The organism is Pseudomonas paraeruginosa (genome assembly GCF_003025345.2).
Classification (GTDB): Bacteria; Pseudomonadota; Gammaproteobacteria; order Pseudomonadales; family Pseudomonadaceae; genus Pseudomonas; species Pseudomonas paraeruginosa.
The window spans coordinates 680,575-707,034 of record NZ_CP020560.1 but is presented as its reverse complement, the minus strand read 5'-3'; the positions used below and the strand labels follow the sequence as shown (position 1 = coordinate 707,034).

Annotated in this window: 32 protein-coding genes and 1 tRNA gene; all 33 read right to left on the bottom strand. The window is 60.1% G+C overall.

Going from position 1 to position 26,460, the window contains the following annotated elements:
• Positions 1-2: 2 nt before the first annotated feature.
• Complete coding sequence (gene rpsE, locus B7D75_RS03505) at positions 3-503, bottom strand: 30S ribosomal protein S5 (protein ID WP_003093697.1); 501 nt, start codon at positions 501-503, stop codon at positions 3-5.
• A gap of 3 nt (positions 504-506) precedes the next feature.
• Complete coding sequence (gene rplR, locus B7D75_RS03500) at positions 507-857, bottom strand: 50S ribosomal protein L18 (protein WP_003093698.1); 351 nt, start codon at positions 855-857, stop codon at positions 507-509.
• Positions 858-867: 10 nt separating this feature from the next.
• On the bottom strand, positions 868-1,401 hold the full coding sequence (rplF, locus tag B7D75_RS03495) for a 50S ribosomal protein L6 (RefSeq protein ID WP_003093699.1): 534 nt from the start codon (positions 1,399-1,401) through the stop codon (positions 868-870).
• Between the two features lie 11 nt (positions 1,402-1,412).
• Complete coding sequence (gene rpsH, locus B7D75_RS03490) at positions 1,413-1,805, bottom strand: 30S ribosomal protein S8 (protein ID WP_003093700.1); 393 nt, start codon at positions 1,803-1,805, stop codon at positions 1,413-1,415.
• Positions 1,806-1,994: 189 nt separating this feature from the next.
• Positions 1,995-2,300, bottom strand: a complete 306-nt coding sequence (gene rpsN / locus B7D75_RS03485; protein WP_003093701.1) for a 30S ribosomal protein S14 — start codon at positions 2,298-2,300, stop codon at positions 1,995-1,997.
• A gap of 13 nt (positions 2,301-2,313) precedes the next feature.
• Positions 2,314-2,853, bottom strand: coding sequence for a 50S ribosomal protein L5 (gene rplE, locus B7D75_RS03480; RefSeq protein WP_003152266.1), 540 nt, complete (start codon positions 2,851-2,853; stop codon positions 2,314-2,316).
• Between the two features lie 19 nt (positions 2,854-2,872).
• Complete coding sequence (rplX, locus tag B7D75_RS03475) at positions 2,873-3,187, bottom strand: 50S ribosomal protein L24 (protein ID WP_003093711.1); 315 nt, start codon at positions 3,185-3,187, stop codon at positions 2,873-2,875.
• A 12-nt stretch (positions 3,188-3,199) separates the two neighbouring features.
• Positions 3,200-3,568, bottom strand: coding sequence for a 50S ribosomal protein L14 (rplN, locus tag B7D75_RS03470; protein ID WP_003093714.1), 369 nt, complete (start codon positions 3,566-3,568; stop codon positions 3,200-3,202).
• A 23-nt stretch (positions 3,569-3,591) separates the two neighbouring features.
• The gene (gene rpsQ / locus B7D75_RS03465) at positions 3,592-3,858 is read right to left on the bottom strand and encodes a 30S ribosomal protein S17 (protein ID WP_003093717.1); all 267 of its coding nucleotides are present in this window, start codon (positions 3,856-3,858) and stop codon (positions 3,592-3,594) included.
• Positions 3,859-3,860: 2 nt separating this feature from the next.
• Positions 3,861-4,052 carry a 50S ribosomal protein L29 gene (gene rpmC, locus B7D75_RS03460; RefSeq protein ID WP_003093720.1) on the bottom strand — a complete coding sequence of 64 codons (192 nt, stop codon included), beginning with the start codon at positions 4,050-4,052 and terminating at the stop codon, positions 3,861-3,863.
• On the bottom strand, positions 4,052-4,465 hold the full coding sequence (rplP, locus tag B7D75_RS03455; protein ID WP_003152269.1) for a 50S ribosomal protein L16: 414 nt from the start codon (positions 4,463-4,465) through the stop codon (positions 4,052-4,054). Before rplP ends, rpmC begins: the two co-directional genes overlap by 1 nt.
• An 11-nt stretch (positions 4,466-4,476) precedes the next feature.
• The gene (gene rpsC / locus B7D75_RS03450; protein ID WP_003093727.1) at positions 4,477-5,163 is read right to left on the bottom strand and encodes a 30S ribosomal protein S3; all 687 of its coding nucleotides are present in this window, start codon (positions 5,161-5,163) and stop codon (positions 4,477-4,479) included.
• 12 nt (positions 5,164-5,175) lie between these two features.
• Entirely contained in the window at positions 5,176-5,508 is a 333-nt protein-coding gene (rplV, locus tag B7D75_RS03445) for a 50S ribosomal protein L22 (protein ID WP_003103908.1), read from the bottom strand.
• A gap of 12 nt (positions 5,509-5,520) precedes the next feature.
• Positions 5,521-5,796 (bottom strand): 30S ribosomal protein S19, encoded by a 276-nt coding sequence (rpsS, locus tag B7D75_RS03440; protein WP_003093734.1) that lies wholly within the window; start codon positions 5,794-5,796, stop codon positions 5,521-5,523.
• Between the two features lie 16 nt (positions 5,797-5,812).
• Positions 5,813-6,634 (bottom strand): 50S ribosomal protein L2, encoded by an 822-nt coding sequence (gene rplB, locus B7D75_RS03435; protein ID WP_003103878.1) that lies wholly within the window; start codon positions 6,632-6,634, stop codon positions 5,813-5,815.
• 11 nt (positions 6,635-6,645) lie between these two features.
• Positions 6,646-6,945 (bottom strand): 50S ribosomal protein L23, encoded by a 300-nt coding sequence (rplW, locus tag B7D75_RS03430; protein ID WP_003093736.1) that lies wholly within the window; start codon positions 6,943-6,945, stop codon positions 6,646-6,648.
• Positions 6,942-7,544, bottom strand: coding sequence for a 50S ribosomal protein L4 (gene rplD, locus B7D75_RS03425; RefSeq protein ID WP_003093737.1), 603 nt, complete (start codon positions 7,542-7,544; stop codon positions 6,942-6,944). The genes rplW and rplD overlap by 4 nt, the downstream gene beginning before the upstream one ends.
• Positions 7,545-7,557: 13 nt before the next feature.
• Complete coding sequence (gene rplC, locus B7D75_RS03420; RefSeq protein WP_003103877.1) at positions 7,558-8,193, bottom strand: 50S ribosomal protein L3; 636 nt, start codon at positions 8,191-8,193, stop codon at positions 7,558-7,560.
• A gap of 82 nt (positions 8,194-8,275) precedes the next feature.
• A complete protein-coding gene (gene rpsJ / locus B7D75_RS03415; RefSeq protein WP_003103876.1) occupies positions 8,276-8,587 on the bottom strand; it encodes a 30S ribosomal protein S10 in 312 nt (103 codons plus the stop codon).
• Positions 8,588-8,744: 157 nt separating this feature from the next.
• On the bottom strand, positions 8,745-9,938 hold the full coding sequence (gene tuf / locus B7D75_RS03410) for an elongation factor Tu (protein ID WP_003115146.1): 1,194 nt from the start codon (positions 9,936-9,938) through the stop codon (positions 8,745-8,747).
• A 30-nt stretch (positions 9,939-9,968) separates the two neighbouring features.
• Positions 9,969-12,089 carry an elongation factor G gene (fusA, locus tag B7D75_RS03405; RefSeq protein ID WP_003149316.1) on the bottom strand — a complete coding sequence of 707 codons (2,121 nt, stop codon included), beginning with the start codon at positions 12,087-12,089 and terminating at the stop codon, positions 9,969-9,971.
• A 30-nt stretch (positions 12,090-12,119) separates the two neighbouring features.
• Positions 12,120-12,590 carry a 30S ribosomal protein S7 gene (rpsG, locus tag B7D75_RS03400; protein ID WP_003093742.1) on the bottom strand — a complete coding sequence of 157 codons (471 nt, stop codon included), beginning with the start codon at positions 12,588-12,590 and terminating at the stop codon, positions 12,120-12,122.
• A gap of 99 nt (positions 12,591-12,689) precedes the next feature.
• Positions 12,690-13,061, bottom strand: coding sequence for a 30S ribosomal protein S12 (gene rpsL / locus B7D75_RS03395; protein ID WP_003093744.1), 372 nt, complete (start codon positions 13,059-13,061; stop codon positions 12,690-12,692).
• 151 nt (positions 13,062-13,212) lie between these two features.
• Positions 13,213-17,412 (bottom strand): DNA-directed RNA polymerase subunit beta', encoded by a 4,200-nt coding sequence (gene rpoC, locus B7D75_RS03390; RefSeq protein WP_012074227.1) that lies wholly within the window; start codon positions 17,410-17,412, stop codon positions 13,213-13,215.
• Positions 17,413-17,477: 65 nt separating this feature from the next.
• On the bottom strand, positions 17,478-21,551 hold the full coding sequence (rpoB, locus tag B7D75_RS03385; protein ID WP_012074226.1) for a DNA-directed RNA polymerase subunit beta: 4,074 nt from the start codon (positions 21,549-21,551) through the stop codon (positions 17,478-17,480).
• A 221-nt stretch (positions 21,552-21,772) separates the two neighbouring features.
• On the bottom strand, positions 21,773-22,141 hold the full coding sequence (rplL, locus tag B7D75_RS03380; protein ID WP_003093747.1) for a 50S ribosomal protein L7/L12: 369 nt from the start codon (positions 22,139-22,141) through the stop codon (positions 21,773-21,775).
• 78 nt (positions 22,142-22,219) lie between these two features.
• Positions 22,220-22,720, bottom strand: a complete 501-nt coding sequence (rplJ, locus tag B7D75_RS03375) for a 50S ribosomal protein L10 (protein WP_003093748.1) — start codon at positions 22,718-22,720, stop codon at positions 22,220-22,222.
• Positions 22,721-22,918: 198 nt separating this feature from the next.
• Complete coding sequence (rplA, locus tag B7D75_RS03370; protein ID WP_003093749.1) at positions 22,919-23,614, bottom strand: 50S ribosomal protein L1; 696 nt, start codon at positions 23,612-23,614, stop codon at positions 22,919-22,921.
• On the bottom strand, positions 23,614-24,045 hold the full coding sequence (gene rplK / locus B7D75_RS03365) for a 50S ribosomal protein L11 (protein WP_003093751.1): 432 nt from the start codon (positions 24,043-24,045) through the stop codon (positions 23,614-23,616). The genes rplA and rplK overlap by 1 nt, the downstream gene beginning before the upstream one ends.
• Positions 24,046-24,161: 116 nt before the next feature.
• A complete protein-coding gene (gene nusG, locus B7D75_RS03360) occupies positions 24,162-24,695 on the bottom strand; it encodes a transcription termination/antitermination protein NusG (protein ID WP_003108028.1) in 534 nt (177 codons plus the stop codon).
• A 9-nt stretch (positions 24,696-24,704) separates the two neighbouring features.
• Positions 24,705-25,073, bottom strand: coding sequence for a preprotein translocase subunit SecE (gene secE / locus B7D75_RS03355; protein ID WP_003108030.1), 369 nt, complete (start codon positions 25,071-25,073; stop codon positions 24,705-24,707).
• Positions 25,074-25,118: 45 nt separating this feature from the next.
• A tRNA-Trp gene (locus B7D75_RS03350) sits at positions 25,119-25,194 on the bottom strand.
• Between the two features lie 55 nt (positions 25,195-25,249).
• Positions 25,250-26,443 carry an elongation factor Tu gene (tuf, locus tag B7D75_RS03345; RefSeq protein WP_003115146.1) on the bottom strand — a complete coding sequence of 398 codons (1,194 nt, stop codon included), beginning with the start codon at positions 26,441-26,443 and terminating at the stop codon, positions 25,250-25,252.
• Positions 26,444-26,460 lie beyond the last annotated feature (17 nt).

The following is a 26,460-nucleotide window of genomic DNA, read 5'->3' as shown; positions in this document are numbered from 1 at the left end:
GGTTAGAGAATCTCCTCGACGCTCTTGCCACGCTTGGCCGCTACTGCTTCCGGAGCCTGCATGTTCTTCAGGCCCTTGAAGGTGGCGTACACCACGTTCACCGGATTGGTGGAGCCATAGCACTTGGCCAGGACGTTCTGCACACCAGCCACTTCCAGAACGGCACGCATGGCGCCGCCGGCGATGATGCCGGTACCTTCCGAAGCCGGCTGCATGTACACCTTGGAGGCGCCATGGGCGGACTTGGTCGGATACTGCAGGGTGGTGCCGTTCAGATCGACTTGGATCATGTTGCGGCGAGCGGCTTCCATTGCTTTCTGGATGGCGGCCGGCACTTCACGCGCCTTGCCACGACCGAAACCAACGCGGCCCTTGCCATCACCCACCACGGTCAGTGCGGTGAAAGCGAAGATACGGCCACCTTTTACGGTTTTGGCGACGCGGTTAACCTGAACCAGCTTCTCGATGTAGCCTTCGTCGCGCTTTTGCTCGTTGTTTGCCATAACTTAGAACTCCAGTCCGCCTTCACGAGCGGCATCAGCCAGCGCTTTCACACGGCCGTGGTACTTGAAGCCAGAACGATCGAACGCCACCTGGGTGACGCCGGCCGCTTTGGCGCGCTCGGCGACCAGTTGACCAACTTTCTTGGCTGCATCGATGTTGCCGGTGGCACCTTCGCGCAGGTCTTTGTCCAGGGTCGAGGCGCTGGCCAGGACCTTGCCGCCGTCGGCCGCAATGACCTGGGCGTAAATGTGCTGGGAAGAGCGGTACACGCAGAGGCGTACGGTTTCCAGCTCGCGCATCTTCAGGCGTGCCTTGCGAGCGCGACGCAGACGGGTTTCTTTCTTGACGCTCATTTGCTATGCCCTACTTCTTCTTGGCTTCTTTACGACGGACGACTTCGTCGGCGTAACGCACGCCCTTGCCTTTGTAAGGCTCCGGCGGACGGAAGTCGCGAATTTCGGCAGCAACCTGACCGACCAGCTGCTTGTCGATGCCCTTGATCAGGATATCGGTCTGGCTGGGGGTCTCAGCGACGATGCCGGCCGGCAGTTCGTAATCAACCGGATGGGAGAAGCCGAGGGACAGGGACAGCACTTGGCCCTTGGCCTGCGCTTTGTAACCAACGCCGACCAGCTGGAGCTTGCGCTCGAAGCCCTGGCTGACGCCGACTACCATGTTGTTCACCAGAGCACGGGTGGTACCAGCCATGGCGCGGGTCTGCTGGTCGCCGTTACGCGCAGCGAAACGCAGCTCACCGCTGTCCTGGATCACTTCGACCGAAGGATGGACCTTGAGCTCCAGAGCACCTTTGGCGCCCTTGATGGACAGTTGCTGACCAGCCAGTTTGATTTCGACGCCGGCGGGCAGCTTGACGGGGTTCTTAGCAACGCGAGACATGCTGATTCCCCTTAGAACACAGTGCAGAGCACTTCGCCGCCAACACCAGCAGCACGGGCAGCACGATCGGTCATCACACCTTTGTTGGTGGAGACGATCGACACACCGAGGCCGCCACGAACTTTCGGCAGTTGCTCAACGGATTTGTACTGACGCAGGCCAGGACGGCTGATGCGCTTGACCTCTTCGATGACAGGCTTGCCTTCGAAGTACTTCAGTTCGATGGACAGCTGGGGTTTTACTTCCGAGCTGATCTGGAAATCCGCAATATAGCCTTCGTCCTTCAGGACTTTGGCTACCGCCGCTTTCAGTTTCGAGGACGGCATGCTTACGACGGTCTTTTCAGCCATCTGGGCATTACGGATGCGAGTTAGCATGTCTGCTAACGGGTCCTGCATACTCATGGGCTTAACGCTCCTGATACAAAAGAATAAGCCTTCAACTTCAATTCGCCCATAAACGCCAGGCGAAACAAACCCAGGCTCAGGGGAGCCGGGTATTCTAGAGATCACGCCAAAACGAATCAAGCCCCATGAGGGGCTTGATTCGATGTCGCGATCAACGGCGCCGACTGGCGGCACCGTTCGCTGCGATTACCAGCTGGCTTTCACCAGGCCCGGTACGTCGCCGCGCATGGCGGCTTCGCGCAGCTTGTTACGGCTCAGGCCGAACTTGCGGTAGAAGCCGTGCGGACGGCCGGTCAGGCGGCAACGGTTACGCAGGCGGCTGGCGCTGGCGTCACGCGGTTGCTTCTGCAGGGCGACCTGGGCATTCCAACGCTCTTCCGCAGAGGAGTTCGGATTAGCGATGATCGCTTTCAGCTCGGCACGCTTCTTGGCGTACTTGGCTACCGTCAGCTGACGCTTCAGCTCGCGGTTCTTCATGCTCTCTTTAGCCATGTTCCTACTCCAATCAGTTACGGAACGGGAATTTGAAAGCACGCAGCAGGGCGCGACCTTCGTCATCCGTACGAGCGGTGGTGGTCAGGGTGATGTCCAGGCCACGCAGCGCATCGATCTTGTCGTAATCGATTTCCGGGAAGATGATCTGCTCTTTCACGCCCATGCTGTAGTTGCCGCGGCCGTCGAAGGACTTGGCATTCAGGCCGCGGAAGTCACGCACGCGCGGCAGGGAGATGGACAGCAGACGATCCAGGAATTCGTACATCCGGTCGCTACGCAGGGTGACCTTGACGCCGATCGGCCAGCCTTCACGGATCTTGAAGCCGGCGATGGACTTACGAGCGTAAGTCACGATCGGCTTCTGACCGGTGATCTTTTCCAGATCGGCTACGGCGTTCTCGATGATCTTCTTGTCACCGACCGCCTCGCCAAGACCCATGTTCAGGGTGATTTTGGTAACGCGCGGAACTTCCATCACGTTCGCCAGCTGAAGCTCTTCTTTCAGCTTGGGCGCGATTTCCTTCCGATAAATTTCTTTCAATCGTGCCATGGTGATCTACCTAGCAGCCTCAAGCCTGAACCGGTTTCTGGGTCGACTTGAAGACACGAATTTTCTTACCGTCTTCTACCTTGAAGCCAACGCGGTCAGCCTTGCTGGTCTCAGTGTTGAAGATGGCGACGTTGGAGACGTGCAGAGGCGCCTCCTTCTCGACGATACCGCCCTGTTGGCCGAGCATCGGATTGGGCTTGGTGTGGCGCTTGATCAGGTTCACCCCGCCGACGACCAGACGGTCGTCAGCGAGAACCTTCAGCACCTTGCCACGCTTGCCCTTGTCCTTGCCGGCAATGACGATTACTTCGTCGTCACGACGAATCTTTTGCATGACGGCTACTCCTTACAGCACTTCGGGGGCGAGCGAGACGATCTTCATGAACTTCTCGGTACGGAGTTCACGAGTCACTGGCCCAAAGATACGGGTGCCGATCGGCTCCTGCTTGTTGTTCAGCAGGACGGCGGCGTTGCCGTCGAAGCGGATGATGGAACCGTCGGTACGACGTACGCCGTGCTTGGTGCGAACGACCACGGCAGTCATGACCTGGCCCTTCTTCACCTTGCCGCGCGGAATCGCTTCCTTGACGGTGACCTTGATGATGTCGCCGATGCCGGCGTAACGGCGGTGGGAACCGCCGAGCACCTTGATGCACATCACACGACGCGCGCCGCTGTTGTCAGCGACATCGAGCATGGATTGAGTCTGAATCATATAATTTCTCCGACCCCTAGTCCTTAGACTTCCACCGCGCGTTCAACGATATCAACCAGGGTCCAGGCCTTGGTCTTGGCCAGCGGACGGGTTTCGCGGATGGTGACCAGGTCACCAATGCGGCACTGATTGGATTCGTCGTGTGCGTGCAGCTTGGTCGAACGCTTGACGTATTTGCCGTAGATCGGGTGCTTGACGCGACGCTCGATCAGAACGGTGACGGTCTTGTCCATTTTGTCGCTGACGACGCGGCCGGTCAGCGTACGGACGGTTTTCTGAGCTTCAGCCATGATCACTTACCTGCTTGCTGATTGAGCACAGTTTTAACGCGAGCGATGTCGCGCTTAACCTGCGAGAGCAGGTGAGACTGCCCCAACTGGCCAGTTGCTTTCTGCATGCGCAGATTGAACTGGTCGCGCAGCAGGCCGAGCAGTTGCTCGTTCAGCTGCTCAACGGATTTTTCACGAAGTTCATTCGCTTTCATCACATCACCGTCCGCTTAACAAAGGAGGTGGCGAGGGGCAGCTTTGCAGCAGCCAGGGCGAAAGCCTCACGCGCCAGCTCTTCGGAAACACCCTCGATCTCGTACAGGACCTTGCCCGGTTGAATCTGGGCTACCCAGTACTCGACCCCGCCCTTACCTTTACCCATACGAACTTCGAGGGGCTTCTTGGTGACAGGCTTGTCAGGGAATACGCGGATCCAGATCTTGCCGCCACGCTTCACGTGACGGGTCAGCGCGCGACGCGCGGACTCGATCTGACGAGCAGTAAGGCGGCCACGACCAGTGGCCTTCAGTGCGTACTCACCGAAGCTGACCTTACTACCGCGATGAGCCAGACCACGGTTGTGGCCGGTCATTTGTTTGCGGAACTTCGTACGCTTGGGTTGCAGCATTTGCGTACTCCTTACCTAGCAGCTTTTTTACGAGGAGCGGGTGCAACAGGCTTCAGTTCTTCCTGGCGGCCACCGATGACCTCGCCCTTGAAGATCCAAACCTTGACACCGATCACACCGTAAGTGGTGTGCGCTTCGTAGGTGGCATAGTCGATATCGGCGCGCAGGGTGTGCAGGGGCACACGACCTTCGCGATACCATTCGGTACGGGCGATTTCAGCCCCACCCAGACGACCGCTGACCTGAATCTTGATGCCCTTGGCACCAATGCGCATGGCGTTCTGTACGGCGCGCTTCATGGCGCGACGGAACATTACGCGACGCTCCAGCTGCTGGGCTACGCTCTGCGCAACCAGCATGGCATCGAGTTCCGGCTTGCGGATTTCCTCGATGTTGATGTGCACGGGCACACCCATTTGCTTGGTCAGGTCCTGGCGCAGCTTCTCAACATCTTCACCTTTCTTGCCGATCACGATGCCGGGACGAGCGGTGTGGATGGTGATACGTGCGGTTTGAGCCGGACGATGGATATCGATACGGCTTACGGACGCGCTTTTTAGTTTGTCTTGGAGGTACTCACGCACCTTCAGGTCGGCAAACAGGTAATCCGCATAGTTCTTGCGGTCTGCGTACCAAACGGAGGTGTGCTCCTTGACGATACCCAGGCGAATGCCATTGGGATGTACTTTCTGACCCATCTGTCGACTCCGTTACTTGTCCGCAACCTTGACCGTGATATGGCAAGACCGCTTCACGATGCGATCAGCACGGCCTTTGGCACGCGGCATGATGCGCTTGAGCGAACGACCTTCGTTGACGAAGACGGTGGAAACCTTCAGGTCATCCACATCGGCGCCTTCGTTGTGCTCAGCGTTGGCAACGGCCGACTCCAGCACTTTCTTCATGATCTCGGCGGCTTTCTTACTGCTGAAAGCCAGGAGGTTGAGCGCTTCGCCCACCTTCTTCCCGCGGATCTGGTCGGCGACCAAGCGGGCTTTCTGGGCGGAGATACGAGCGCCCGACAGCTTAGCGGCTACTTCCATCTTCCTTACCCCTTAACGCTTGGCTTTCTTGTCCGCAGCGTGCCCGCGATAGGTGCGGGTAGCGGCGAACTCGCCCAGTTTGTGGCCGACCATGTCCTCGTTGACGAGAACCGGTACGTGTTGACGGCCGTTGTGCACGGCGATGGTCAGACCAACCATATGCGGCAGAATCATCGAACGACGCGACCAGGTCTTGATCGGCTTGCGGTCGTTCTTTTCCACCGCGACTTCGACCTTCTTCAACAGGTGAAGATCGATAAACGGACCTTTTTTCAGTGAACGTGGCACTGTGGTATCCCTCTATTTACTTGCGGCGGCGGACGATCATGTTATCGGTACGCTTGTTCGAGCGAGTCTTCTTACCCTTGGTCTGAAGACCCCACGGCGATACCGGATGACGACCAGCAGAGGTACGGCCTTCACCACCACCATGCGGGTGGTCGACCGGGTTCATCGCCACGCCGCGAACGGTCGGGCGAACACCACGCCAGCGCGTAGCACCGGCTTTACCCAGCGAACGCAGGCTGTGCTCGGAATTCGAGACCTCGCCCAGGGTCGCACGGCACTCAGCCAGGACTTTACGCATTTCACCGGAGCGCAGACGCAGGGTTACGTACGCACCTTCACGCGCGACCAGCTGGGCGGAAGCGCCAGCGGAACGAGCGATCTGAGCGCCTTTACCCGGCTTCAGCTCGATACCATGAACAGTGCTACCCACCGGGATGTTGCGCAGAGGCATGCTGTTGCCTGCCTTGATCGGCGCACCGATACCGGAGATCAGCTGGTCACCTGCAGCAACGCCCTTGGGGGCGATGATGTAGCGACGCTCGCCGTCTGCATACTTCAGCAGAGCGATGTGTGCAGTGCGGTTCGGATCGTATTCGACGCGCTCAACGATGGCAGGGATGCCATCCTTGTTGCGACGGAAGTCGACCAGACGGTAGTGCTGCTTGTGACCACCACCGATATGACGGGTGGTGATACGACCGTTGTTGTTACGGCCGCCAGACTTGGATTTCTTTTCCAGCAGCGGTGCGTAGGGAGCGCCTTTGTGCAGCTCCTGATTCACCACCTTGACGACAAAGCGACGACCAGCGGAAGTCGGTTTGCACTTAACGATTGCCATGATGCACCCCTTTACTCAGCGCTGGTGGCGAAATCGAGATCTTGGCCCGGCTGGAGAGCGATGTACGCTTTCTTCCAGTCGTTACGCTTGCCCAGACCGCGAGCGGTGCGCTTGGTCTTACCCTTGACGTTCAGGGTAGTGACGCGCTGTACCTTCACGCTGAACAGGCTTTCTACGGCCTTCTTGATTTCCAGCTTGGTTGCATCGGTGGCAACCTTGAAAACGAATTGGCTCTTGCCGTCCGCGAGACCCGTGGCTTTCTCGGAGATGTGCGGACCAAGCAGCACTTTGAATACGCGTTCCTGGTTCATCCCAGCAGCTCCTCGAACTTCTTCACGGCGGACACGGTGACCAGCACCTTGTCGTAGGCGATCAGGCTGACGGGGTCGGAACCTTGGACATCACGTACATCGACGTGCGCCAGGTTGCGCGCAGCGAGGTACAGGTTCTCGTCGACACCATCGGTCACGATCAGCACGTCTTTCAGACCCAGGGTGTCCAGCTTGGCAACCAGGCCCTTGGTTTTCGGTGCATCGACAGCGAAGTCGGCAACGACGACCAGACGGTCCAGACGAACGAGCTCGGCAAGGATGGAGCGCAGTGCTGCGCGGTACATCTTCTTGTTCAGCTTCTGTTCGTGGCTACGCGGTTTAGCGGCGAAAGTGGTGCCGCCCCCACGCCAGATGGGGCTACGGATGGTGCCAGCGCGAGCACGACCGGTGCCCTTCTGACGCCACGGCTTCTTGCCACCACCAGAGACTTCGGAGCGAGTCTTCTGTGCCTTGCTGCCCTGACGGCCGCCAGCCATGTAGGCCACGACTGCCTGGTGCACCAGGGTCTCGTTGAATTCGCCACCAAAGGTACGCTCGGAGACTTCGATAGCCTGAGCGCCGTTCACATTCAATTGCATCTCAGCTTCCCCCTTAACCGCGAGCCTTGGCTGCCGGACGCACGATCACATCACCGCCGGTAGCGCCGGGAACGGCACCCTTGACCAGCAGCAGATTGCGTTCAGCATCGACACGCACGATCTCCAGGGATTGAACGGTTACCCGCTCCGCACCCAGATGACCGGACATTTTCTTGCCCTTGAACACTCGACCAGGAGTCTGGCACTGGCCGATGGAACCGGGGACGCGGTGGGAAACGGAGTTACCGTGGGTGTTATCCTGACCACGGAAGTTCCAGCGCTTGATGGTGCCCGCGAAGCCCTTACCCTTGGACTCGCCGGTAACGTCTACCATCTGGCCTGCCTGGAACAGATCGACAGTGATCTGGTCACCGGCGGCATACTGCTCTTCGCCCAGACGGAATTCCCACACGCCGCGACCGGCGGCGACATTCGCCTTGGCAAAGTGACCAGCTTGCGCTTTGGTAACGCGAGAAGCGCGACGCTCGCCGGCGGTGACTTGCACTGCGCGGTAGCCATCGGTTTCTTCAGTCTTGAACTGGGTGACGCGATTCGGCTCGACCTCGATGACCGTAACCGGAATAGAGACACCTTCCTCGGTGAAAATGCGGGTCATGCCGCATTTACGACCGACAACACCAATTGTCATGTTGTAAACCTCTTGAGTGTACGGGGCTTTCACCCGCTATGGCCGCCCATTTCAGAGCGTTACACGACCAATGCCGAAGGCATTAGCCGAGGCTGATCTGTACTTCAACACCTGCAGCAAGATCGAGCTTCATCAGCGCATCGACGGTTTTATCCGTCGGCTGGACGATGTCCAGCACACGCTTATGTGTACGAATTTCGTACTGATCACGCGCATCTTTGTTGACGTGCGGAGAGATCAGCACGGTGAAACGTTCCTTGCGGGTCGGCAGAGGGATTGGACCACGCACCTGAGCACCAGTACGTTTCGCGGTTTCCACGATTTCCTGGGTTGATTGATCGATCAGGCGATGGTCAAAAGCCTTCAACCGAATCCGGATTTGTTGGTTTTGCATTTGACCTCAGACTCCAATTTACCATTCCCAACGGACGGACTACGCCCGTTAAAAGGAGGCGCAATTGTACGGATGCCCCCACAGGGTGTCAATATTTAACCAACGAACGAAAAAAGGGGCCCCGAAGGGCCCCTTTTTCTGATGGCAGGATCAGCGATTACTCGATGATCTTGGCAACCACGCCGGCGCCAACGGTACGGCCACCTTCGCGGATCGCGAAGCGCAGGCCATCTTCCATGGCGATCGGAGCGATCAGGGTGACAACCATCTTGATGTTGTCGCCCGGCATTACCATCTCTACGCCTTCCGGCAGTTCGCAGTTACCGGTCACGTCAGTGGTACGGAAGTAGAACTGCGGACGGTAGCCCTTGAAGAACGGGGTGTGACGACCACCTTCTTCCTTGGACAGCACGTACACTTCGCACTCGAACTTGGTGTGCGGCTTGATGGTGCCCGGCTTGGCCAGAACCTGGCCACGCTCTACGTCTTCACGCTTGGTGCCGCGCAGCAGGATACCGACGTTCTCGCCAGCACGACCTTCGTCGAGCAGCTTGCGGAACATTTCGACACCGGTGCAGGTGGTCTTGGTGGTCGCCTTGATGCCGACGATTTCCACTTCTTCCTGGACCTTGATGATGCCGCGCTCCACACGACCGGTTACCACGGTACCGCGGCCGGAGATCGAGAACACGTCTTCGATCGGCATCAGGAACGGCTGGTCGATGGCACGAACCGGCTCCGGAATGTAGGAGTCCAGGGTCTCTACCAGCTTCTGCACGGCGCTTACGCCGATGCCGTTGTCGTCCTTGCCTTCCAGCGCCATCAGCGCGGAGCCGATGATGATCGGGGTGTCGTCGCCCGGGAAGTCGTAGGTGTTCAGCAGGTCGCGAACTTCCATCTCGACCAGTTCCAGCAGCTCGGCGTCGTCAACCATGTCGGCCTTGTTCAGGAACACGACGATGTAGGGAACGCCTACCTGGCGGGACAGCAGGATGTGCTCGCGGGTCTGCGGCATGGGGCCGTCGGCAGCCGAGCAAACCAGGATCGCGCCGTCCATCTGGGCAGCACCGGTGATCATGTTCTTCACGTAGTCGGCGTGACCGGGGCAGTCAACGTGAGCGTAGTGACGAACAGCGGAATCGTACTCAACGTGCGAGGTGTTGATGGTGATACCGCGGGCCTTTTCTTCCGGCGCGTTGTCGATCTGATCGAAGGCACGAGCGGAACCACCCCAGGTGTCGGAGCAGACCTTGGTCAGTGCAGCGGTCAGAGTGGTCTTGCCATGGTCAACGTGACCGATGGTGCCGACGTTGACGTGCGGTTTGTTACGTTCGAATTTTTCCTTAGCCACGACAGTAAACCTCTTACTTAAAGGGCTGAATCAACCTTGTTTTTTAACCAGCGCTTCGACGATGTTCGACGGAGCTTCGGCGTATTTGGAGAATTCCATGGAGTAGCTCGCGCGACCCTGGGACATGGAACGCACGTCGGTCGCATAACCGAACATCTCACCCAGCGGAACCTCGGCACGAATAACCTTACCGGAAACCGTGTCCTCCATCCCCTGAATCAGACCACGACGACGGTTCAGGTCGCCCATCACGTCACCCATGTAGTCCTCAGGAGTCACCACCTCTACCTTCATGATCGGCTCGAGCACCTTGCCACCACCCTTCTGGGCCAGTTGCTTGGTTGCCATGGAAGCAGCGATCTTGAACGCCATCTCGTTGGAGTCGACGTCGTGGTAGGAACCATCGAAAACGGTAGCCTTCAGGCCGATGAGCGGATAGCCGGCGACGACGCCGTTCTTCATCTGCTCCTCGATACCCTTCTGGATCGCCGGGATGTATTCCTTGGGAACCACACCACCCACGACTTCGTTCTCGAACACCAGGCCTTCGGTGATGTTGCCCTTCTCGTCCACGTCCGCGGCCGAGAAGCGGATCCAGCAGTGACCGAACTGGCCGCGACCACCGGACTGGCGAACGAACTTGCCTTCGATCTCCACGTTGTCCTTGGTGATGGTCTCACGGTAAGCCACCTGCGGCTTGCCGATGTTGGCCTCGACGCCGAACTCGCGCTTCATGCGGTCGACGATGATGTCCAGGTGCAGCTCGCCCATGCCGGAGATGATGGTCTGACCGGACTCTTCGTCGGTCTTGACACGGAACGACGGGTCTTCCTGGGCCAGCTTGCCGAGGGCGATGCCCATCTTCTCCTGGTCGGCCTTGGTCTTCGGCTCTACAGCGACCGAGATTACCGGCTCGGGGAAGTCCATGCGCTCGAGGATGATCGGCTTGTCGATCGAGCACAGGGTGTCACCGGTGGTGACGTCCTTCATGCCGATCAGGGCAGCGATGTCGCCTGCGCGCACTTCCTTGATCTCTTCACGCTGGTTGGCGTGCATCTGCACCATCCGACCAACGCGCTCCTTCTTGCCCTTCACCGAGTTCAGGACGGAGTCGCCGGAGCTCAGGACGCCGGAGTAAACGCGAGCGAAGGTCAGAGTACCAACGAACGGGTCGGTGGCAATCTTGAACGCCAGGGAGGAGAACGGTTCGTTGTCGTCGGCATGACGCTCGTCTTCGACGGTCTCGTCGTCCGGGCTGACACCCTTGATCGCCGGGATCTCGGTCGGAGCCGGGAGGTAATCGATGACGGCATCGAGAACCAGCGGAACGCCCTTGTTCTTGAACGAGGAACCGCAGACGGCCGGAACGATCTCGCAGGCCAGGGTGCGCAGGCGCAGGCCTTCCTTGATCTCGGCTTCGGAGAGCTCGCCCTCTTCGAGGTACTTGTTCATCAGCTCTTCGTTGGCTTCGGCCGCAGCCTCGACCATGCTGGAACGCCACTCTTCGGCCAGGTCCTTGAGCTCCGCAGGAATTTCTTCCTCGCGGTAGGTCATGCCCTTGTCGTCATCGTTCCAGTAGATGGCCTTCATCTTGATCAGGTCGACCTGACCGACGAAGTTCTCTTCAGCGCCGATGGCGAGCTGGACCGGAACCGGGGTATGACCCAGGCGCTTCTTGATCTGCTCGACGACGCGCAGGAAGTTCGCACCCTGGCGGTCCATCTTGTTGACGTAGACGATGCGCGGTACGCCGTACTTGTTGGCCTGACGCCATACGGTTTCCGACTGCGGCTCTACGCCGGAGGTGCCACAGAACACCACGACAGCGCCGTCCAGTACACGCAGGGAACGCTCCACCTCGATGGTGAAGTCTACGTGGCCGGGGGTGTCGATGACGTTCACGCGATAGTTGTCGTACTGACCGCGCGAGCCCTTCCAGAAGGTGGTAACGGCAGCGGAGGTAATGGTGATACCGCGTTCCTGCTCCTGCACCATCCAGTCGGTGGTCGCAGCGCCGTCATGCACTTCGCCCAGCTTGTGGTTGACGCCGGTATAGAACAGAACCCGCTCCGTGGTGGTGGTCTTGCCCGCGTCAACGTGGGCACAGATACCGATATTACGGTAGCGGTTGATGGGTGTAGTACGGGCCACAATAAGGTCCTCGGGGGTTGGGCAGCGCGATTAGAACCGGTAGTGCGAGAAGGCCTTGTTGGCCTCTGCCATACGGTGCACGTCTTCACGCTTCTTGACTGCTGCGCCCTTGCCTTCAGCGGCATCCAGCAGCTCGCCAGCCAGACGCAGGGCCATGGACTTCTCGCCACGCTTGCGGGCGAAGTCCACCAGCCAACGCATGGCCAGGGCATTACGGCGGGACGGACGGACTTCGACCGGAACCTGGTAAGTCGCACCACCTACGCGGCGGGACTTCACTTCGACCAGCGGAGCGATGGCATCGAGAGCTTTTTCGAAGGTTTCCAGGGGATCGGCCTTGCCGCGTTCCTTCACCTTGTCCAGCGCACCGTAAACGATACGCTCGGCAACGGCTTTCTTGCCGCTTTCCATCACGTGGTTCATGAACTTGGCCAGGATCTGGCTTCCGTATTTCGGATCAGCCAGCACTTCACGCTTGGCCGCTACACGACGTCTTGGCATTGATAAGCCCTCAAACGGTCTTCAGGTTAGCCCGGGACCATAACAATCAAGTTACGCCCGACCTTACTCTTATCGACTCAGATAAATATAAAAACGCTATTACTTCGGACGCTTGGCGCCGTACTTCGAACGACCCTGCTTACGATCCTTGACACCCGAGGTGTCCAGCGAACCGCGCACGGTGTGGTAACGCACACCCGGAAGGTCCTTTACACGACCGCCACGGATCAGCACTACGCTGTGCTCTTGCAGGTTGTGACCTTCACCACCGATGTACGAGGAAACCTCGAAACCGTTGGTCAGACGTACACGGCATACCTTACGCAGTGCCGAGTTCGGCTTTTTCGGCGTGGTGGTGTATACGCGGGTGCATACGCCACGACGTTGCGGGCAGTTCTGCAGCGCAGGCACGTCGCTCTTGTCGACCATGCGCTTGCGCGGCTTACGCACCAGCTGGTTGATAGTTGCCATCTATAGCTCCACTGATTGTCTTACGACACACAAACGAAATGACAGAGCGTGCGCCCTGCCAATTTTCGGGGTACAAAATAGTAAAGAGGTTCTTGTACACCGTCAAGACAAAGCCCCGGCTATCGGGATAGCCGGGGCTTGTCGTTGATGCTTAGTTACCGCTCGAGTTCAGCGCTTCGGTCAGTGCGGCTTCCGCCTCGCTGGCACTCACACGCTGCGGCTTGCCGAGGTCGCGCTGACGCTTGCGCTCGCTGTGGTAAGCCAGACCGGTACCGGCCGGGATCAGGCGACCCACGACCACGTTCTCCTTCAGGCCGCGCAGGAAGTCGCGCTTGCCGGTGACCGCCGCTTCGGTGAGGACGCGGGTGGTCTCCTGGAACGACGCCGCGGAGATGAACGACTCGGTCGACAGGGAGGCCTTGGTGATACCCAGCAGAACGCGTTCGTACTTGGCCGGGAACTTGTCCTCGGTACCGAGCTGTTCGTTCTCTTCCAGCACCTGGGTGAGTTCCACCTGGTCGCCTTTGATGAAGCTGGAATCACCGGACTCGCTGACTTCGACCTTGCGCAGCATCTGACGCAGGATGGTCTCGATGTGCTTGTCGTTGATCTTCACGCCCTGCAGACGGTAGACGTCCTGGATCTCGTTGACGATGTACTTCGCCAGCGAACTCACGCCCAGCAGGCGCAGGATGTCGTGCGGGTTGCTCGGGCCGTCGGAGATGACTTCGCCGCGGTTCACCTGTTCGCCTTCGAACACGTTCAGGTGACGCCACTTCGGAATCAGCTCCTCGTACGGATCGCTGCCATCGTTCGGCGTGATGACCAGACGGCGCTTGCCCTTGGTCTCCTTGCCGAAGGAGATGGTGCCGCTGATTTCCGCCAGGATCGAAGGCTCTTTCGGACGACGGGCCTCGAACAGGTCGGCAACGCGCGGCAGACCACCGGTGATGTCGCGGGTCTTCGAGGTTTCCTGCGGAATACGTGCGACAACGTCACCGATGCTCACCTTGGCGCCGTCGGTCAGGTTGACCAGGGCGTTGGCCGGCAGGAAGTACTGCGCCGGTACGTCGGTACCCGGCAGCAGCAGGTCCTTGCCCGCGGCATCGATCAGCTTCACGGCCGGACGGATGTCCTTGCCGGCAGCCGGACGGTCTTTCGGATCCATCACTTCGATGTTGGTCAGGCCGGTCAGTTCGTCGGTCTGACGCTTGACGGTGATGCCCTCCTCCATGCCCACGAAGGCCACGGTACCGTCCACCTCGGTGACGATCGGGTGGGTGTGCGGGTCCCACTTGGCGACGATGGCGCCCGGGTCGACCTTGTCACCTTCCTTGACCGAAATCACCGCACCGTACGGCAGCTTGTAGCGCTCGCGCTCGCGACCGAAGTCGTCGGCGACCGCCAGCTCGCCGGAACGCGATACCGCGACCAGCGCGCCGTCGGCACGCACCACATGCTTCAGGTTGTGCAGGCGGATGGTGCCGCCGTTCTTCACCTGGACGTTGTCGGCAGCCGAGGTCCGGCTGGCCGCACCACCGATGTGGAAGGTACGCATGGTCAGCTGGGTGCCCGGCTCACCGATGGACTGCGCGGCGATGACGCCGACCGCTTCACCGATGTTGACGCGATGGCCACGGGCCAGGTCGCGACCGTAGCACATGGCGCAGATGCCATGACGGGTTTCGCAGGTGATCGGCGAACGCACGACGACTTCGTCGACGCTCATCACCTCGAGGAAATCGACCCACTTCTCGTCGATCAGGGTACCGGCCGGCACGATGACTTCGTCGCTGCCCGGCTTGAACACGTCACGCGCGATCACGCGGCCGAGCACGCGCTCGCCGAGCGGCTCGACCACGTCGCCGCCTTCGATGTGCGGCGACATCAGCAGGCCGTGCTCGGTGCCACAATCGATCTCGGTCACCACCAGGTCCTGGGCCACGTCGACCAGGCGACGGGTCAGGTAACCGGAGTTCGCGGTCTTCAGCGCGGTATCCGCCAGACCCTTACGCGCACCGTGGGTGGAGATGAAGTACTGGAGTACGTTCAGACCTTCACGGAAGTTAGCGGTGATCGGGGTCTCGATGATCGAGCCGTCCGGCTTGGCCATCAGGCCGCGCATGCCCGCCAGCTGGCGGATCTGGGCCGCGGAACCCCGCGCACCGGAGTCGGCCATCATGTACATGGAGTTGAAGGACTCCTGGTCGACTTCCTTGCCCTCGCGATCGACGACCTTCTCTTTCGAGAGGTTGGCCATCATCGCCTTGGACACTTCGTCGTTGGCCTTCGACCAGAGGTCGATCACCTTGTTGTACTTCTCGCCCTGGGTTACCAGGCCGGAGGCGTACTGGCTCTCGATTTCCTTCACTTCGTCGGTGGCGGCGTTGATGATGCGCGCCTTCTCGTCCGGGATGACGAAGTCGTTGACGCCGATGGAGACGCCGGAAATGGTCGAATAGGCGAAACCGGTGTACATCAGCTGGTCGGCGAAGATGACGGTGTCCTTCAGACCCACCACGCGGTAGCAGTGGTTGATCAGCTTGGAGATCGCCTTCTTCTTCATCGACTGGTTGACCACGTCGAACGGCAGACCGGCCGGAACGACCTGGAACAGCAGCGCGCGGCCGACGGTGGTGTCGACGATGCGGGTATTGGCGGTCAGTTGACCGTCCTCGCCCTTGACCTTCTCGTTGATGCGTACCTTCACCCGGGCGTGCAGGGACGCCTGGCCGCTGCGGTAGGCGCGGTCGACTTCCTGCAGGTCGGCGAAGGCCATGCCCTCGCCCTTCGCATTGATCGCTTCACGGGTCATGTAGTACAGACCCATTACCACGTCCTGCGACGGAACGATGATCGGCTCGCCGTTGGCGGGCGACAGGATGTTGTTGGTGGACATCATCAGCGCGCGCGCTTCCAGCTGGGCCTCGAGGGTCAGCGGAACGTGGACGGCCATCTGGTCACCGTCGAAGTCGGCGTTGTACGCGGCGCAGACCAGCGGGTGCAGCTGGATCGCCTTGCCTTCGATGAGGACCGGCTCGAACGCCTGGATGCCCAGACGGTGCAGGGTCGGCGCACGGTTCAGGAGAACCGGATGCTCGCGGATGACCTCGGCGAGAACGTCCCAGACCTCGGGCAGCTCGCGCTCGACCATTTTCTTGGCGGCCTTGATGGTGGTGGCCATGCCACGACCTTCCAGCTTGCCGAAGATGAACGGCTTGAACAGCTCCAGGGCCATCTTCTTCGGCAGACCGCACTGGTGCAGGCGCAGGGTCGGGCCCACGGTGATCACGGAACGACCGGAGTAGTCCACGCGCTTGCCGAGGAGGTTCTGACGGAAGCGACCTTGCTTGCCCTTGATCATGTCGGCCAGCGACTTCAGCGGACGCTTGTTCGAGCCGGTGATGGCGCGACCGCGACGGCCGTTGTCGAGCAGGGCGTCGACGGCCTCCTGCAGCATGCGCTTTTCGTTGCGCACGATGATGTCCGGAGCGGCCAGGTCGAGCAGGCGCTTCAGGCGGTTGTTACGGTTGATCACCCGACGATACAGGTCGTTCAGGTCGGAAGTCGCGAAGCGACCGCCGTCCAGCGGAACCAGCGGGCGCAGGTCCGGCGGCAGCACCGGCAGGACGGTCAGGACCATCCACTCGGGTTTGTTGCCGGAGCCCTGGAAGGCTTCCATCAGCTTCAGGCGCTTGGACAGCTTCTTGATCTTGGTTTCCGAGTTGGTCTGCGGAATCTCTTCGCGCAGGCGGCCGATCTCGTGCTCCAGGTCGATGGCGTTGAGCAGTTCGTGAACGGCTTCGGCGCCCATGCGAGCATCGAAATCGTCACCGAACTCCTCGAGAGCCTCGAAGTATTGCTCGTCGTTCAGCAGCTGGCCCTTTTCCAGGGTGGTCATGCCCGGATCGATCACCACGTAGCTCTCGAAATAGAGCACGCGCTCGATATCGCGCAGGGTCATGTCCAGCAGCAGGCCGATACGGGACGGCAGCGACTTCAGGAACCAGATGTGGGCGACCGGCGAAGCCAGCTCGATGTGGCCCATGCGCTCGCGGCGCACCTTGGCCAGGGCGACTTCCACGCCGCACTTCTCGCAGATCACACCACGGTGCTTGAGGCGCTTGTACTTGCCGCACAGGCACTCGTAGTCCTTCACCGGGCCGAAGATCTTGGCGCAGAACAGGCCGTCGCGCTCCGGCTTGAAGGTACGGTAGTTGATGGTTTCCGGCTTTTTAACTTCGCCGAAAGACCAGGAACGAATCATCTCGGGCGAAGCCAGGCCAATACGGATGGCATCGAACTCTTCGATTTGACCCTGGTTTTTCAACAGATTAAGCAAGTCTTTCAAGGCCTTTCCTCCTCACGGACCCGGTGCGACCGGCCTTGACCAGCCGCACCGTCTAGCGTCACGTGTTATTCGGTTTCCAGTTCGATGTCGATGCCGAGCGAACGGATCTCTTTGATCAGAACGTTGAAGGACTCGGGCATGCCGGCCTCCATGCGGTGATCGCCGTCCACGATGTTCTTGTACATCTTGGTCCGGCCGTTCACGTCGTCCGACTTGACCGTCAGCATTTCCTGCAGGGTGTACGCCGCGCCATAGGCTTCCAGCGCCCACACCTCCATCTCACCGAAGCGCTGACCACCGAACTGTGCCTTACCACCCAGCGGCTGCTGGGTAACCAGGCTGTACGAGCCGGTGGAACGGGCGTGCATCTTGTCGTCCACCAGGTGGTTCAGCTTGAGCATGTACATGTAGCCGACGGTGGTCGGACGCTCGAACTGGTTGCCGGTACGACCGTCGAACAGACGCATCTGGCCGCTTTCCGGCAGGTCGGCCAGCTTCAGCATGGCCTTGATCTCACGTTCCTTGGCGCCATCGAACACCGGGGTCGCCATCGGTACGCCACCGCGCAGGTTCTTGGCCAGCGCGAGGATCTCGTTGTCGCCCAACTCGTCGAGGTTTTCCTCGCGACCGCCGATCTCGTTGTAGATCTCGTGCAGGAACTTGCGCAGCTCGGCGACCTTGCGCTGCTCTTCGAGCATGCGGTTGATCTTCTCGCCCAGCCCCTTGGCCGCGAGGCCCAGGTGGGTTTCGAGGATCTGGCCGACGTTCATCCGCGACGGTACGCCCAGCGGGTTGAGGACGATGTCGACCGGAGTGCCATTGGCATCGTGCGGCATGTCTTCCACCGGCATGATCACCGAGACCACACCCTTGTTACCGTGACGGCCGGCCATCTTGTCGCCCGGCTGGATGCGGCGCTTGATCGCCAGGTAGACCTTGACGATCTTCAGCACGCCCGGAGCCAGGTCGTCGCCCTGCTGCAGCTTGCGCTTCTTGTCCTCGAACTTGTCGTCCAGGAGCTGGCGACGATCGCTGATGTAGGCCTGGGCCTTCTCCAGCTGCTCGTTAAGGGCATCGTCGGCCATGCGCAGCTTGAACCACTGGCCGCGCTCGAGGCCGTCCAGGTAGTCGTCGGTGATCTCCGTGCCCTTCTTCAGCGCCGGGCCGCCTTCGGCCTTGGCACCGACCAGGGCGGCACGCAGACGCTCGAAGGTCGCGCCTTCGACGATGCGGAACTCTTCGTTCAGGTCCTTGCGGATCTGGTCGAGCTGCATCTTCTCGATGGACAGCGCGCGGGAATCGCGCTCGACGCCATCGCGGGTGAAGACCTGTACGTCGATCACGGTGCCCTTGGTGCCGGTCGGCACACGCAGGGAAGTGTCCTTCACGTCGGACGCCTTCTCACCGAAGATCGCGCGCAGCAGCTTCTCTTCAGGAGTCAGCTGGGTCTCGCCTTTCGGAGTGACCTTGCCGACCAGGATGTCGCCGGCCTGCACTTCGGCGCCGACGTAGACGATACCGGCTTCGTCCAGCTTGTTCAGCGCAGCCTCGCCCACGTTCGGGATGTCCGCGGTGATTTCCTCTGGGCCGAGCTTGGTGTCGCGAGCGACGCAGGTCAGTTCCTGGATATGGATCGTGGTGAAGCGATCTTCCTGGACCACACGCTCGGACAGGCAGATGGAGTCTTCGAAGTTGAAGCCGTTCCAGGGCATGAACGCCACGCGCATGTTCTGGCCCAGGGCCAGCTCACCCATGTCGGTGGACGGACCGTCGGCCAGGATATCGCCGCGCGCGACCACGTCACCCTTGCTCACCAGCGGACGCTGGTTGATGCAGGTGTTCTGGTTGGAACGGGTGTACTTGGTCAGGTTGTAGATGTCGACACCCGCCTCGCCGGTCTCGACCTCGTCATCCGCCACGCGAACCACGACACGGCTGGCATCGACCGAGTCGATCACCCCGCCACGGCGAGCCACGACGCAGACGCCGGAGTCGCGCGCCACGTTGCGCTCCATGCCGGTGCCCACCAGCGGCTTGTCGGCACGCAGGGTCGGCACGGCCTGACGCTGCATGTTCGAGCCCATGAGTGCGCGGTTGGCGTCGTCGTGCTCGAGGAACGGAATCAGCGAGGCAGCGACGGAAACGACCTGCTTCGGCGAAACGTCCATCAGGGTCACGTCTTCCGGCGCCTTCACGGTGAATTCGTTCAGGTGACGCACGGCCACCAGCTCGTCCACCAGCTGGCCCTTCTCGTTGAGGGTCGCCGAAGCCTGGGCGATGACGTGATCGGCTTCTTCGATCGCCGACAGGAACACGATCTCGTCGGTTACCAGGCTGTCCTTGACCACGCGGTACGGGCTCTCGAGGAAGCCGTACTTGTTGGTGCGGGCGTAGGTCGCCAGGGAGTTGATCAGACCGATGTTCGGACCTTCAGGGGTTTCGATCGGGCACACGCGACCGTAGTGGGTCGGGTGTACGTCACGAACCTCGAAGCCCGCACGCTCACGGGTCAGACCGCCCGGGCCGAGCGCGGAGACGCGGCGCTTGTGGGTGATCTCGGAGAGCGGGTTGTTCTGGTCCATGAACTGCGACAGCTGGCTCGAACCGAAGAACTCCTTGATCGCGGCAGCCACCGGCTTGGCGTTGATCAGGTCCTGCGGCATCAGGCCTTCGCTTTCAGCCATCGACAGGCGTTCCTTGACCGCGCGCTCGACACGCACCAGGCCCACGCGGAACTGGTTCTCGGCCATCTCGCCGACGCAACGGACACGGCGGTTGCCCAGGTGGTCGATGTCATCGACGATGCCCTTGCCGTTACGGATGTCGACCAGGGTCTTGAGCACATCGATGATGTCTTCCTTGCTCAGGACGCCCGGACCTTCGATCTCGGTACGACCGATACGACGGTTGAACTTCATCCGACCCACGGCCGACAGGTCGTAACGCTCGGCGCTGAAGAACAGGTTGCCGAACAGGGTCTCGGCGGCTTCCTTGGTCGGCGGCTCGCCCGGACGCATCATCCGGTAGATCTCGACCAGGGCTTCCAACTGATTGCTGGTGTTGTCGATCTTCAGGGTATCGGAGATGAACGGACCGCAGTCGATGTCATTGGTGTACAGCGTCTCGATGCGCACGACCTGAGCCTTGGCCACCTTGGCCAGGAGGTCGAGGGTCAGCTCGGTGTTGCATTCGGCGATGATCTCGCCGGTGGCCGGGTGCACGATCGCCTTGGCGATGGTACGGCCGATCAGGTAGTCGAACGGCACTTCCAGCTGGGTCACGCCAGCCTTTTCCAGCTGGTTGATGTGGCGGGCGGTGATACGGCGACCCTGCTCCACGATGACCTTGCCGCTGCCGTCCTTGATGTCGATGCTCGCGACTTCACCGCGCAGGCGCTGCGGGACCAGCTCCAGGTTCAGGGTCTCGCCCTTGATGTGGAAGACGTTGGTCGCGTAGAAGGCGTTGAGAATCTCTTCGGTGCTGTAGCCGAGCGCGCGCAGCAGTACCGAGGCCGGCAGCTTGCGGCGACGGTCGATACGGACGAACACGCAGTCCTTCGGGTCGAACTCGAAGTCCAGCCAGGAACCGCGGTAAGGAATGATCCGCGCGGAGTACAGCAGCTTGCCGGAGCTGTGGGTCTTGCCACGGTCGTGGTCGAAGAACACACCCGGGGAACGGTGCAGCTGGGAGACGATGACGCGCTCGGTACCGTTGATGATGAAGGTACCGTTCTCGGTCATCAGGGGGATTTCCCCCATGTAGACTTCTTGTTCCTTGATGTCCTTGATCGCCTTGTTCGACGACTCGCGGTCGAAGATGATCAGGCGGACTTTCACGCGCAGCGGTACGGCGAAGGTCACGCCGCGCAGCACGCACTCCTTGACATCGAATGCCGGCTCACCCAGACGGTAGCCGACGTATTCCAGGGCAGCATTGCCGGAATAGCTGATAATCGGGAAAACGGACTTGAAGGCCGCGTGCAGACCGATATCGCGGAACTGCTCCTTGGTTGCGCCAGCCTGCAGGAATTCGCGATAGGAATCCAGCTGGATGGCCAGCAAATACGGCACATCCATGACGTCCGGCAACTTGCTAAAGTCCTTGCGGATACGTTTTTTCTCAGTGTATGAGTAAGCCATCAGCGTTCCCCAGCTTGGTCACCTGCTTGTTTGGCGTCTCCGACGGGAGCAGCCGGAAAATCTTGCAGACCCCTTGGCCTGCATTGCCCACTCGGGGCACTTTCACGTCTTGGGTGGAACGCCCGAGGCGAGTCCACCCAGAACGGAAAAAGGCCGGTGGCAAAAGCCACCAGCCATCAGCCTTTCGCTTGACGCTCGGGCTGTAGACGCAAGGTCGTCGCTTACTTGAGCTCGACTTTGGCGCCTGCTTCTTCCAGGGCTTTCTTGGCAGCTTCGGCTTCTTCTTTCGAAGCGCCTTCCTTCACCACGCCCGGAGCGCCGTCTACGACAGCCTTGGCTTCTTTCAGACCCAGACCGGTCAGTTCGCGAACGACCTTGATCACGTTCACTTTCTTGTCGCCAGCTTCGGCCAGGACGATGGTGAACTCGGTCTGCTCTTCGGCAGCGGCAGCAGCCGGGCCAGCAGCGGCAACGGTAGCGGCAGCAGCGGTAACGCCGAACTTCTCTTCCATCGCCTTGATCAGTTCGACCACTTGCATGACGGACATTTCGGATACGGCGTTGATGATGTCTTCGTTGGTCAGAGCCATGACTCTAATTCCTGTATTGGGGGACGGCCTGCGGCCATCGTATTAAACAAATAAGATTGAAAGAGGTTGCGAGCCGACTCAGGCGGCAGCAGCTTCTTTCTGGTCGCGAATGGCCGCCAGAGTACGAGCCAGCTTGCTGGTAGCGCCCTGAATCACGCTCATCAGCTGCGATACGGCTTCGTCGTAGGTCGGCAGGCTTGCCAGTACGTCGATCTGATTGGCTGCGAGGAACTGACCCTCGAAGGCAGCCGCCTTGATCTCGAACTTGTCCTGACCCTTGGCGAACTCACGGAAGATACGAGCGGCAGCGCCCGGATGTTCGTTGGAGAAAGCGATCAGGGTCGGGCCTTTGAACACGTCGTTGAGCACGTCGAACTGGGTGCCTTCAACGGCGCGCTTGAGCAGGGTGTTACGTACGACTTTCACGTACACACCAGCTTCGCGGGCCTCTTTACGGAGTCCGGTCATGGCGCCTACGGTCACGCCACGGGCATCGGCCACGACAGCGGACAGGGCAGCTTTGGCAGCCTCGTTGACTTCAGCGACGATGGCCTTCTTGTCTTCGAGTTTAATTGCCACGGGTTTACTCCTGGATGTTACCGTTTCGTCCAGCCGGGGCCGGACGTCGTTTTGGTGTCTGATTCGGTAACCGAATCGGGAGCACCATCTGCGTAGGCTTGTGGTTTAAGGCTCGCGCCACCTACGGTCTTGGATAGCCCCCGCCAGGCAGGGACCCCAATACCTGTGCAGCGGGCAGAACCCGCTGCACGATGTCACTTAGGCTTCCAGGGAAGCCAGGTCGATCTGCAGGCCCGGACCCATGGTGGTGCTCAGGGTCACGCGCTTGACGTACACGCCTTTCGACGAGGACGGCTTCAGGCGCTTCAGGTCCGCCAGCAGAGCTTCGACGTTCTGCTGCAGCTTGGCCGGCTCGAAATCGACCTTGCCAACGGAGCTGTGGATGATGCCGTTCTTGTCGGTACGGAAACGTACCTGACCAGCCTTGGCATTCTTCACCGCGGTGGCGACGTCCGGGGTCACGGTACCGACTTTCGGGTTCGGCATCAGACCGCGCGGGCCGAGGATCTGGCCCAGCTGACCAACGACACGCATTGCGTCCGGGGAGGCGATGACGACGTCGTAGTTCAGGTCGCCACCTTTCATTTCGGCAGCCAGTTCGTCCATGCCCACCTTGTCGGCGCCGGCAGCCAGAGCGGCTTCAGCGGCCGGACCCTGGGTGAAGACGGCAACGCGGACGCTCTTGCCGGTGCCGTTCGGCAGAACGGTGGCACCACGAACGACCTGGTCGGATTTACGCGGATCGACGCCGAGGTTGACGGCAACGTCCACGGACTCCTTGAACTTGATGGTGGACAGCTCGGCCAGCAGCTTGGCGGCCTCTTCGAAGCTGTACTGCTTGCCGGCAACTACTTTCTCGGCAATCGCCTTCTGGCGCTTGGTCAGCTTAGCCATTACACACCCTCCACGTTCAGGCCCATGCTGCGCGCGGAGCCAGCGATGGTACGTACAGCAGCGTCCAGATCAGCAGCGGTCAGGTCAGCCTGCTTGGTCTTGGCGATCTCTTCCAGCTGGGCACGGGTAACGGTGCCGACCTTCTGGGAGTTCGGACGAGCGGAGCCGCTGGTGATGCCAGCTGCTTTTTTCAGCAGGACGGCAGCCGGGGTGCTCTTGGTTTCGAAGGTGAAGCTACGGTCGCTGTAAACGGTGATGATCACAGGAGTCGGCAGACCCGGCTCTTGGCCTTGGGTCTTGGCGTTGAACGCCTTGCAGAACTCCATGATGTTCACGCCGTGCTGACCCAGGGCAGGGCCGACCGGCGGCGACGGGTTGGCCTGGCCGGCCTTTACTTGCAGCTTGATATAAGCCTGGATTTTCTTAGCCATTTGCTACTCCAAATTCGGGTACAAGCGCCTGAAGGCTCCCCGGTTGCTTTCGCGTTTATCCCAGTGACGACAAAACCCCGCAGCCTTGGGCTGCGGGGTGAGGGATGCGTTTTCAGCTAGACCTTTTCGACCTGACTGAACTCCAGCTCTACCGGAGTAGAGCGGCCAAAGATGAGCACGGCCACTTGGATCCGGCTCTTCTCGTAGTTGACTTCTTCGACGACACCATTGAAGTCGGCGAACGGACCATCGATGACACGAACGGTCTCGCCCGGCTCGAACAGGGTCTTCGGCTTGGGCTTGTCACCGCTATCGGCGACGCGACGCAGAATGGCATCGGCCTCCCGATCGGTGATCGGAGCAGGCTTGTCGGCGGTTCCACCGATGAAGCCCATGACACGCGGAGTGTCCTTCACCAGGTGCCAGGTGCCTTCGTTCATCTCCATCTGAACCAGCACATAGCCAGGGAAGAATTTGCGCTCACTCTTGCGCTTCTGGCCGTTCCGCATCTCCACCACTTCTTCGGTGGGAACCAGAATCTCGCCGAACTCTTCTTCCATGCCAGCAAGCTTGACACGCTCGATCAGCGAGCGCATGACATGCTTCTCGTAACCCGAGTATGCATGCACAACGTACCAACGCTTAGCCACGGCGCACCCTTAACCTACAATCATGGAAACCAACCAACCCAGCAGGGAATCGAGCCCCCACAGCAGCAGCGCCATCACCAGCACTACCGCGACCACGATCAGCGTGGTCTGAGTTGTTTCTTGACGACTCGGCCATACGACCTTGCGAATCTCGACTCGCGCTTCCTTAGCAAGACTAAAGAAGGCCTGCCCCTTGGCCGTTTGCAACGCCAGGAAGGCAGCGATCACCGCCAGAACGAGAATACCGAGAACGCGATACAGGATTGGTTGAGCCGAAAAGTACTGGTTACCTACGACGGCAACCACAACCAGAACGGCAACCAAGAGCCATTTCAAGAGATCAAAACGTGATTCTTTGGCTTCTGCCTTGGCATTCATCTGTTAGGAATCTCGTGAAGAAAAGCCAGATTTACTTTTGAAATCTGGCAGGCCAGGAGGGAATCGAACCCCCAACCTGCGGTTTTGGAGACCGCCGCTCTGCCAATTGAGCTACTGGCCTGAAGCAAAATCAGGCCGGCCATTATGCCGGCCTGAGGAGGGAAGATCAACCGATATTATTCGATGATCTTGGCAACCACGCCGGCGCCAACGGTACGGCCACCTTCGCGGATCGCGAAGCGCAGGCCATCTTCCATGGCGATCGGAGCGATCAGGGTGACAACCATCTTGATGTTGTCGCCCGGCATTACCATCTCTACGCCTTCCGGCAGTTCGCAGTTACCGGTCACGTCAGTGGTACGGAAGTAGAACTGCGGACGGTAGCCCTTGAAGAACGGGGTGTGACGACCACCTTCTTCCTTGGACAGCACGTACACTTCGCACTCGAACTTGGTGTGCGGCTTGATGGTGCCCGGCTTGGCCAGAACCTGGCCACGCTCTACGTCTTCACGCTTGGTGCCGCGCAGCAGGATACCGACGTTCTCGCCAGCACGACCTTCGTCGAGCAGCTTGCGGAACATTTCGACACCGGTGCAGGTGGTCTTGGTGGTCGCCTTGATGCCGACGATTTCCACTTCTTCCTGGACCTTGATGATGCCGCGCTCCACACGACCGGTTACCACGGTACCGCGGCCGGAGATCGAGAACACGTCTTCGATCGGCATCAGGAACGGCTGGTCGATGGCACGAACCGGCTCCGGAATGTAGGAGTCCAGGGTCTCTACCAGCTTCTGCACGGCGCTTACGCCGATGCCGTTGTCGTCCTTGCCTTCCAGCGCCATCAGCGCGGAGCCGATGATGATCGGGGTGTCGTCGCCCGGGAAGTCGTAGGTGTTCAGCAGGTCGCGAACTTCCATCTCGACCAGTTCCAGCAGCTCGGCGTCGTCAACCATGTCGGCCTTGTTCAGGAACACGACGATGTAGGGAACGCCTACCTGGCGGGACAGCAGGATGTGCTCGCGGGTCTGCGGCATGGGGCCGTCGGCAGCCGAGCAAACCAGGATCGCGCCGTCCATCTGGGCAGCACCGGTGATCATGTTCTTCACGTAGTCGGCGTGACCGGGGCAGTCAACGTGAGCGTAGTGACGAACAGCGGAATCGTACTCAACGTGCGAGGTGTTGATGGTGATACCGCGGGCCTTTTCTTCCGGCGCGTTGTCGATCTGATCGAAGGCACGAGCGGAACCACCCCAGGTATCGGAGCAGACCTTGGTCAGTGCAGCGGTCAGAGTGGTCTTGCCATGGTCAACGTGACCGATGGTGCCGACGTTGACGTGCGGCTTGTTCCGTTCAAATTTTTCTTTAGCCATGGAGACCATCCCCTTCA

Bases quoted from the DNA above. Each gene is read 5' to 3' on its own strand.
- secE (WP_003108030.1), bottom strand. From the start codon at position 25,073: ATGAATGCCAAGGCAGAAGCCAAAGAATCACGTTTTGATCTCTTGAAA.
- rpmC (WP_003093720.1), bottom strand. From the start codon at position 4,052: ATGAAAGCGAATGAACTTCGTGAAAAATCCGTTGAGCAGCTGAACGAG.
- rpsC (WP_003093727.1), bottom strand. From the start codon at position 5,163: ATGGGTCAGAAAGTACATCCCAATGGCATTCGCCTGGGTATCGTCAAG.
- rplC (WP_003103877.1), bottom strand. From the start codon at position 8,193: ATGACAATTGGTGTTGTCGGTCGTAAATGCGGCATGACCCGCATTTTC.
- rpsH (WP_003093700.1), bottom strand. From the start codon at position 1,805: ATGAGTATGCAGGACCCGTTAGCAGACATGCTAACTCGCATCCGTAAT.
- rpoB (WP_012074226.1), bottom strand. From the start codon at position 21,551: ATGGCTTACTCATACACTGAGAAAAAACGTATCCGCAAGGACTTTAGC.
- rplE (WP_003152266.1), bottom strand. From the start codon at position 2,853: ATGGCACGATTGAAAGAAATTTATCGGAAGGAAATCGCGCCCAAGCTG.
- rplL (WP_003093747.1), bottom strand. From the start codon at position 22,141: ATGGCTCTGACCAACGAAGACATCATCAACGCCGTATCCGAAATGTCC.
- rplV (WP_003103908.1), bottom strand. From the start codon at position 5,508: ATGGAAGTAGCCGCTAAGCTGTCGGGCGCTCGTATCTCCGCCCAGAAA.
- rplP (WP_003152269.1), bottom strand. From the start codon at position 4,465: ATGCTGCAACCCAAGCGTACGAAGTTCCGCAAACAAATGACCGGCCAC.
- rplB (WP_003103878.1), bottom strand. From the start codon at position 6,634: ATGGCAATCGTTAAGTGCAAACCGACTTCCGCTGGTCGTCGCTTTGTC.
- rpsN (WP_003093701.1), bottom strand. From the start codon at position 2,300: ATGGCTAAAGAGAGCATGAAGAACCGCGAGCTGAAGCGTCAGCTGACG.
- rplD (WP_003093737.1), bottom strand. From the start codon at position 7,544: ATGCAATTGAATGTGAACGGCGCTCAGGCTATCGAAGTCTCCGAGCGT.
- rpsE (WP_003093697.1), bottom strand. From the start codon at position 503: ATGGCAAACAACGAGCAAAAGCGCGACGAAGGCTACATCGAGAAGCTG.
- rplK (WP_003093751.1), bottom strand. From the start codon at position 24,045: ATGGCTAAGAAAATCCAGGCTTATATCAAGCTGCAAGTAAAGGCCGGC.
- rplX (WP_003093711.1), bottom strand. From the start codon at position 3,187: ATGCAAAAGATTCGTCGTGACGACGAAGTAATCGTCATTGCCGGCAAG.
- rpsG (WP_003093742.1), bottom strand. From the start codon at position 12,590: ATGCCAAGACGTCGTGTAGCGGCCAAGCGTGAAGTGCTGGCTGATCCG.
- tuf (WP_003115146.1), bottom strand. From the start codon at position 26,443: ATGGCTAAAGAAAAATTTGAACGGAACAAGCCGCACGTCAACGTCGGC.
- rpsQ (WP_003093717.1), bottom strand. From the start codon at position 3,858: ATGGCTGAAGCTCAGAAAACCGTCCGTACGCTGACCGGCCGCGTCGTC.
- rplF (WP_003093699.1), bottom strand. From the start codon at position 1,401: ATGTCTCGCGTTGCTAAGAACCCCGTCAAGCTGCCCGCCGGCGTCGAA.
- rplR (WP_003093698.1), bottom strand. From the start codon at position 857: ATGAGCGTCAAGAAAGAAACCCGTCTGCGTCGCGCTCGCAAGGCACGC.
- rplA (WP_003093749.1), bottom strand. From the start codon at position 23,614: ATGGCTAAGCTGACCAAGCGCCAGAAGGCGATTGCCGAGAAAGTAGTT.
- rplN (WP_003093714.1), bottom strand. From the start codon at position 3,568: ATGATTCAGACTCAATCCATGCTCGATGTCGCTGACAACAGCGGCGCG.
- rplW (WP_003093736.1), bottom strand. From the start codon at position 6,945: ATGAACCAGGAACGCGTATTCAAAGTGCTGCTTGGTCCGCACATCTCC.
- rpsL (WP_003093744.1), bottom strand. From the start codon at position 13,061: ATGGCAACTATCAACCAGCTGGTGCGTAAGCCGCGCAAGCGCATGGTC.
- rpsJ (WP_003103876.1), bottom strand. From the start codon at position 8,587: ATGCAAAACCAACAAATCCGGATTCGGTTGAAGGCTTTTGACCATCGC.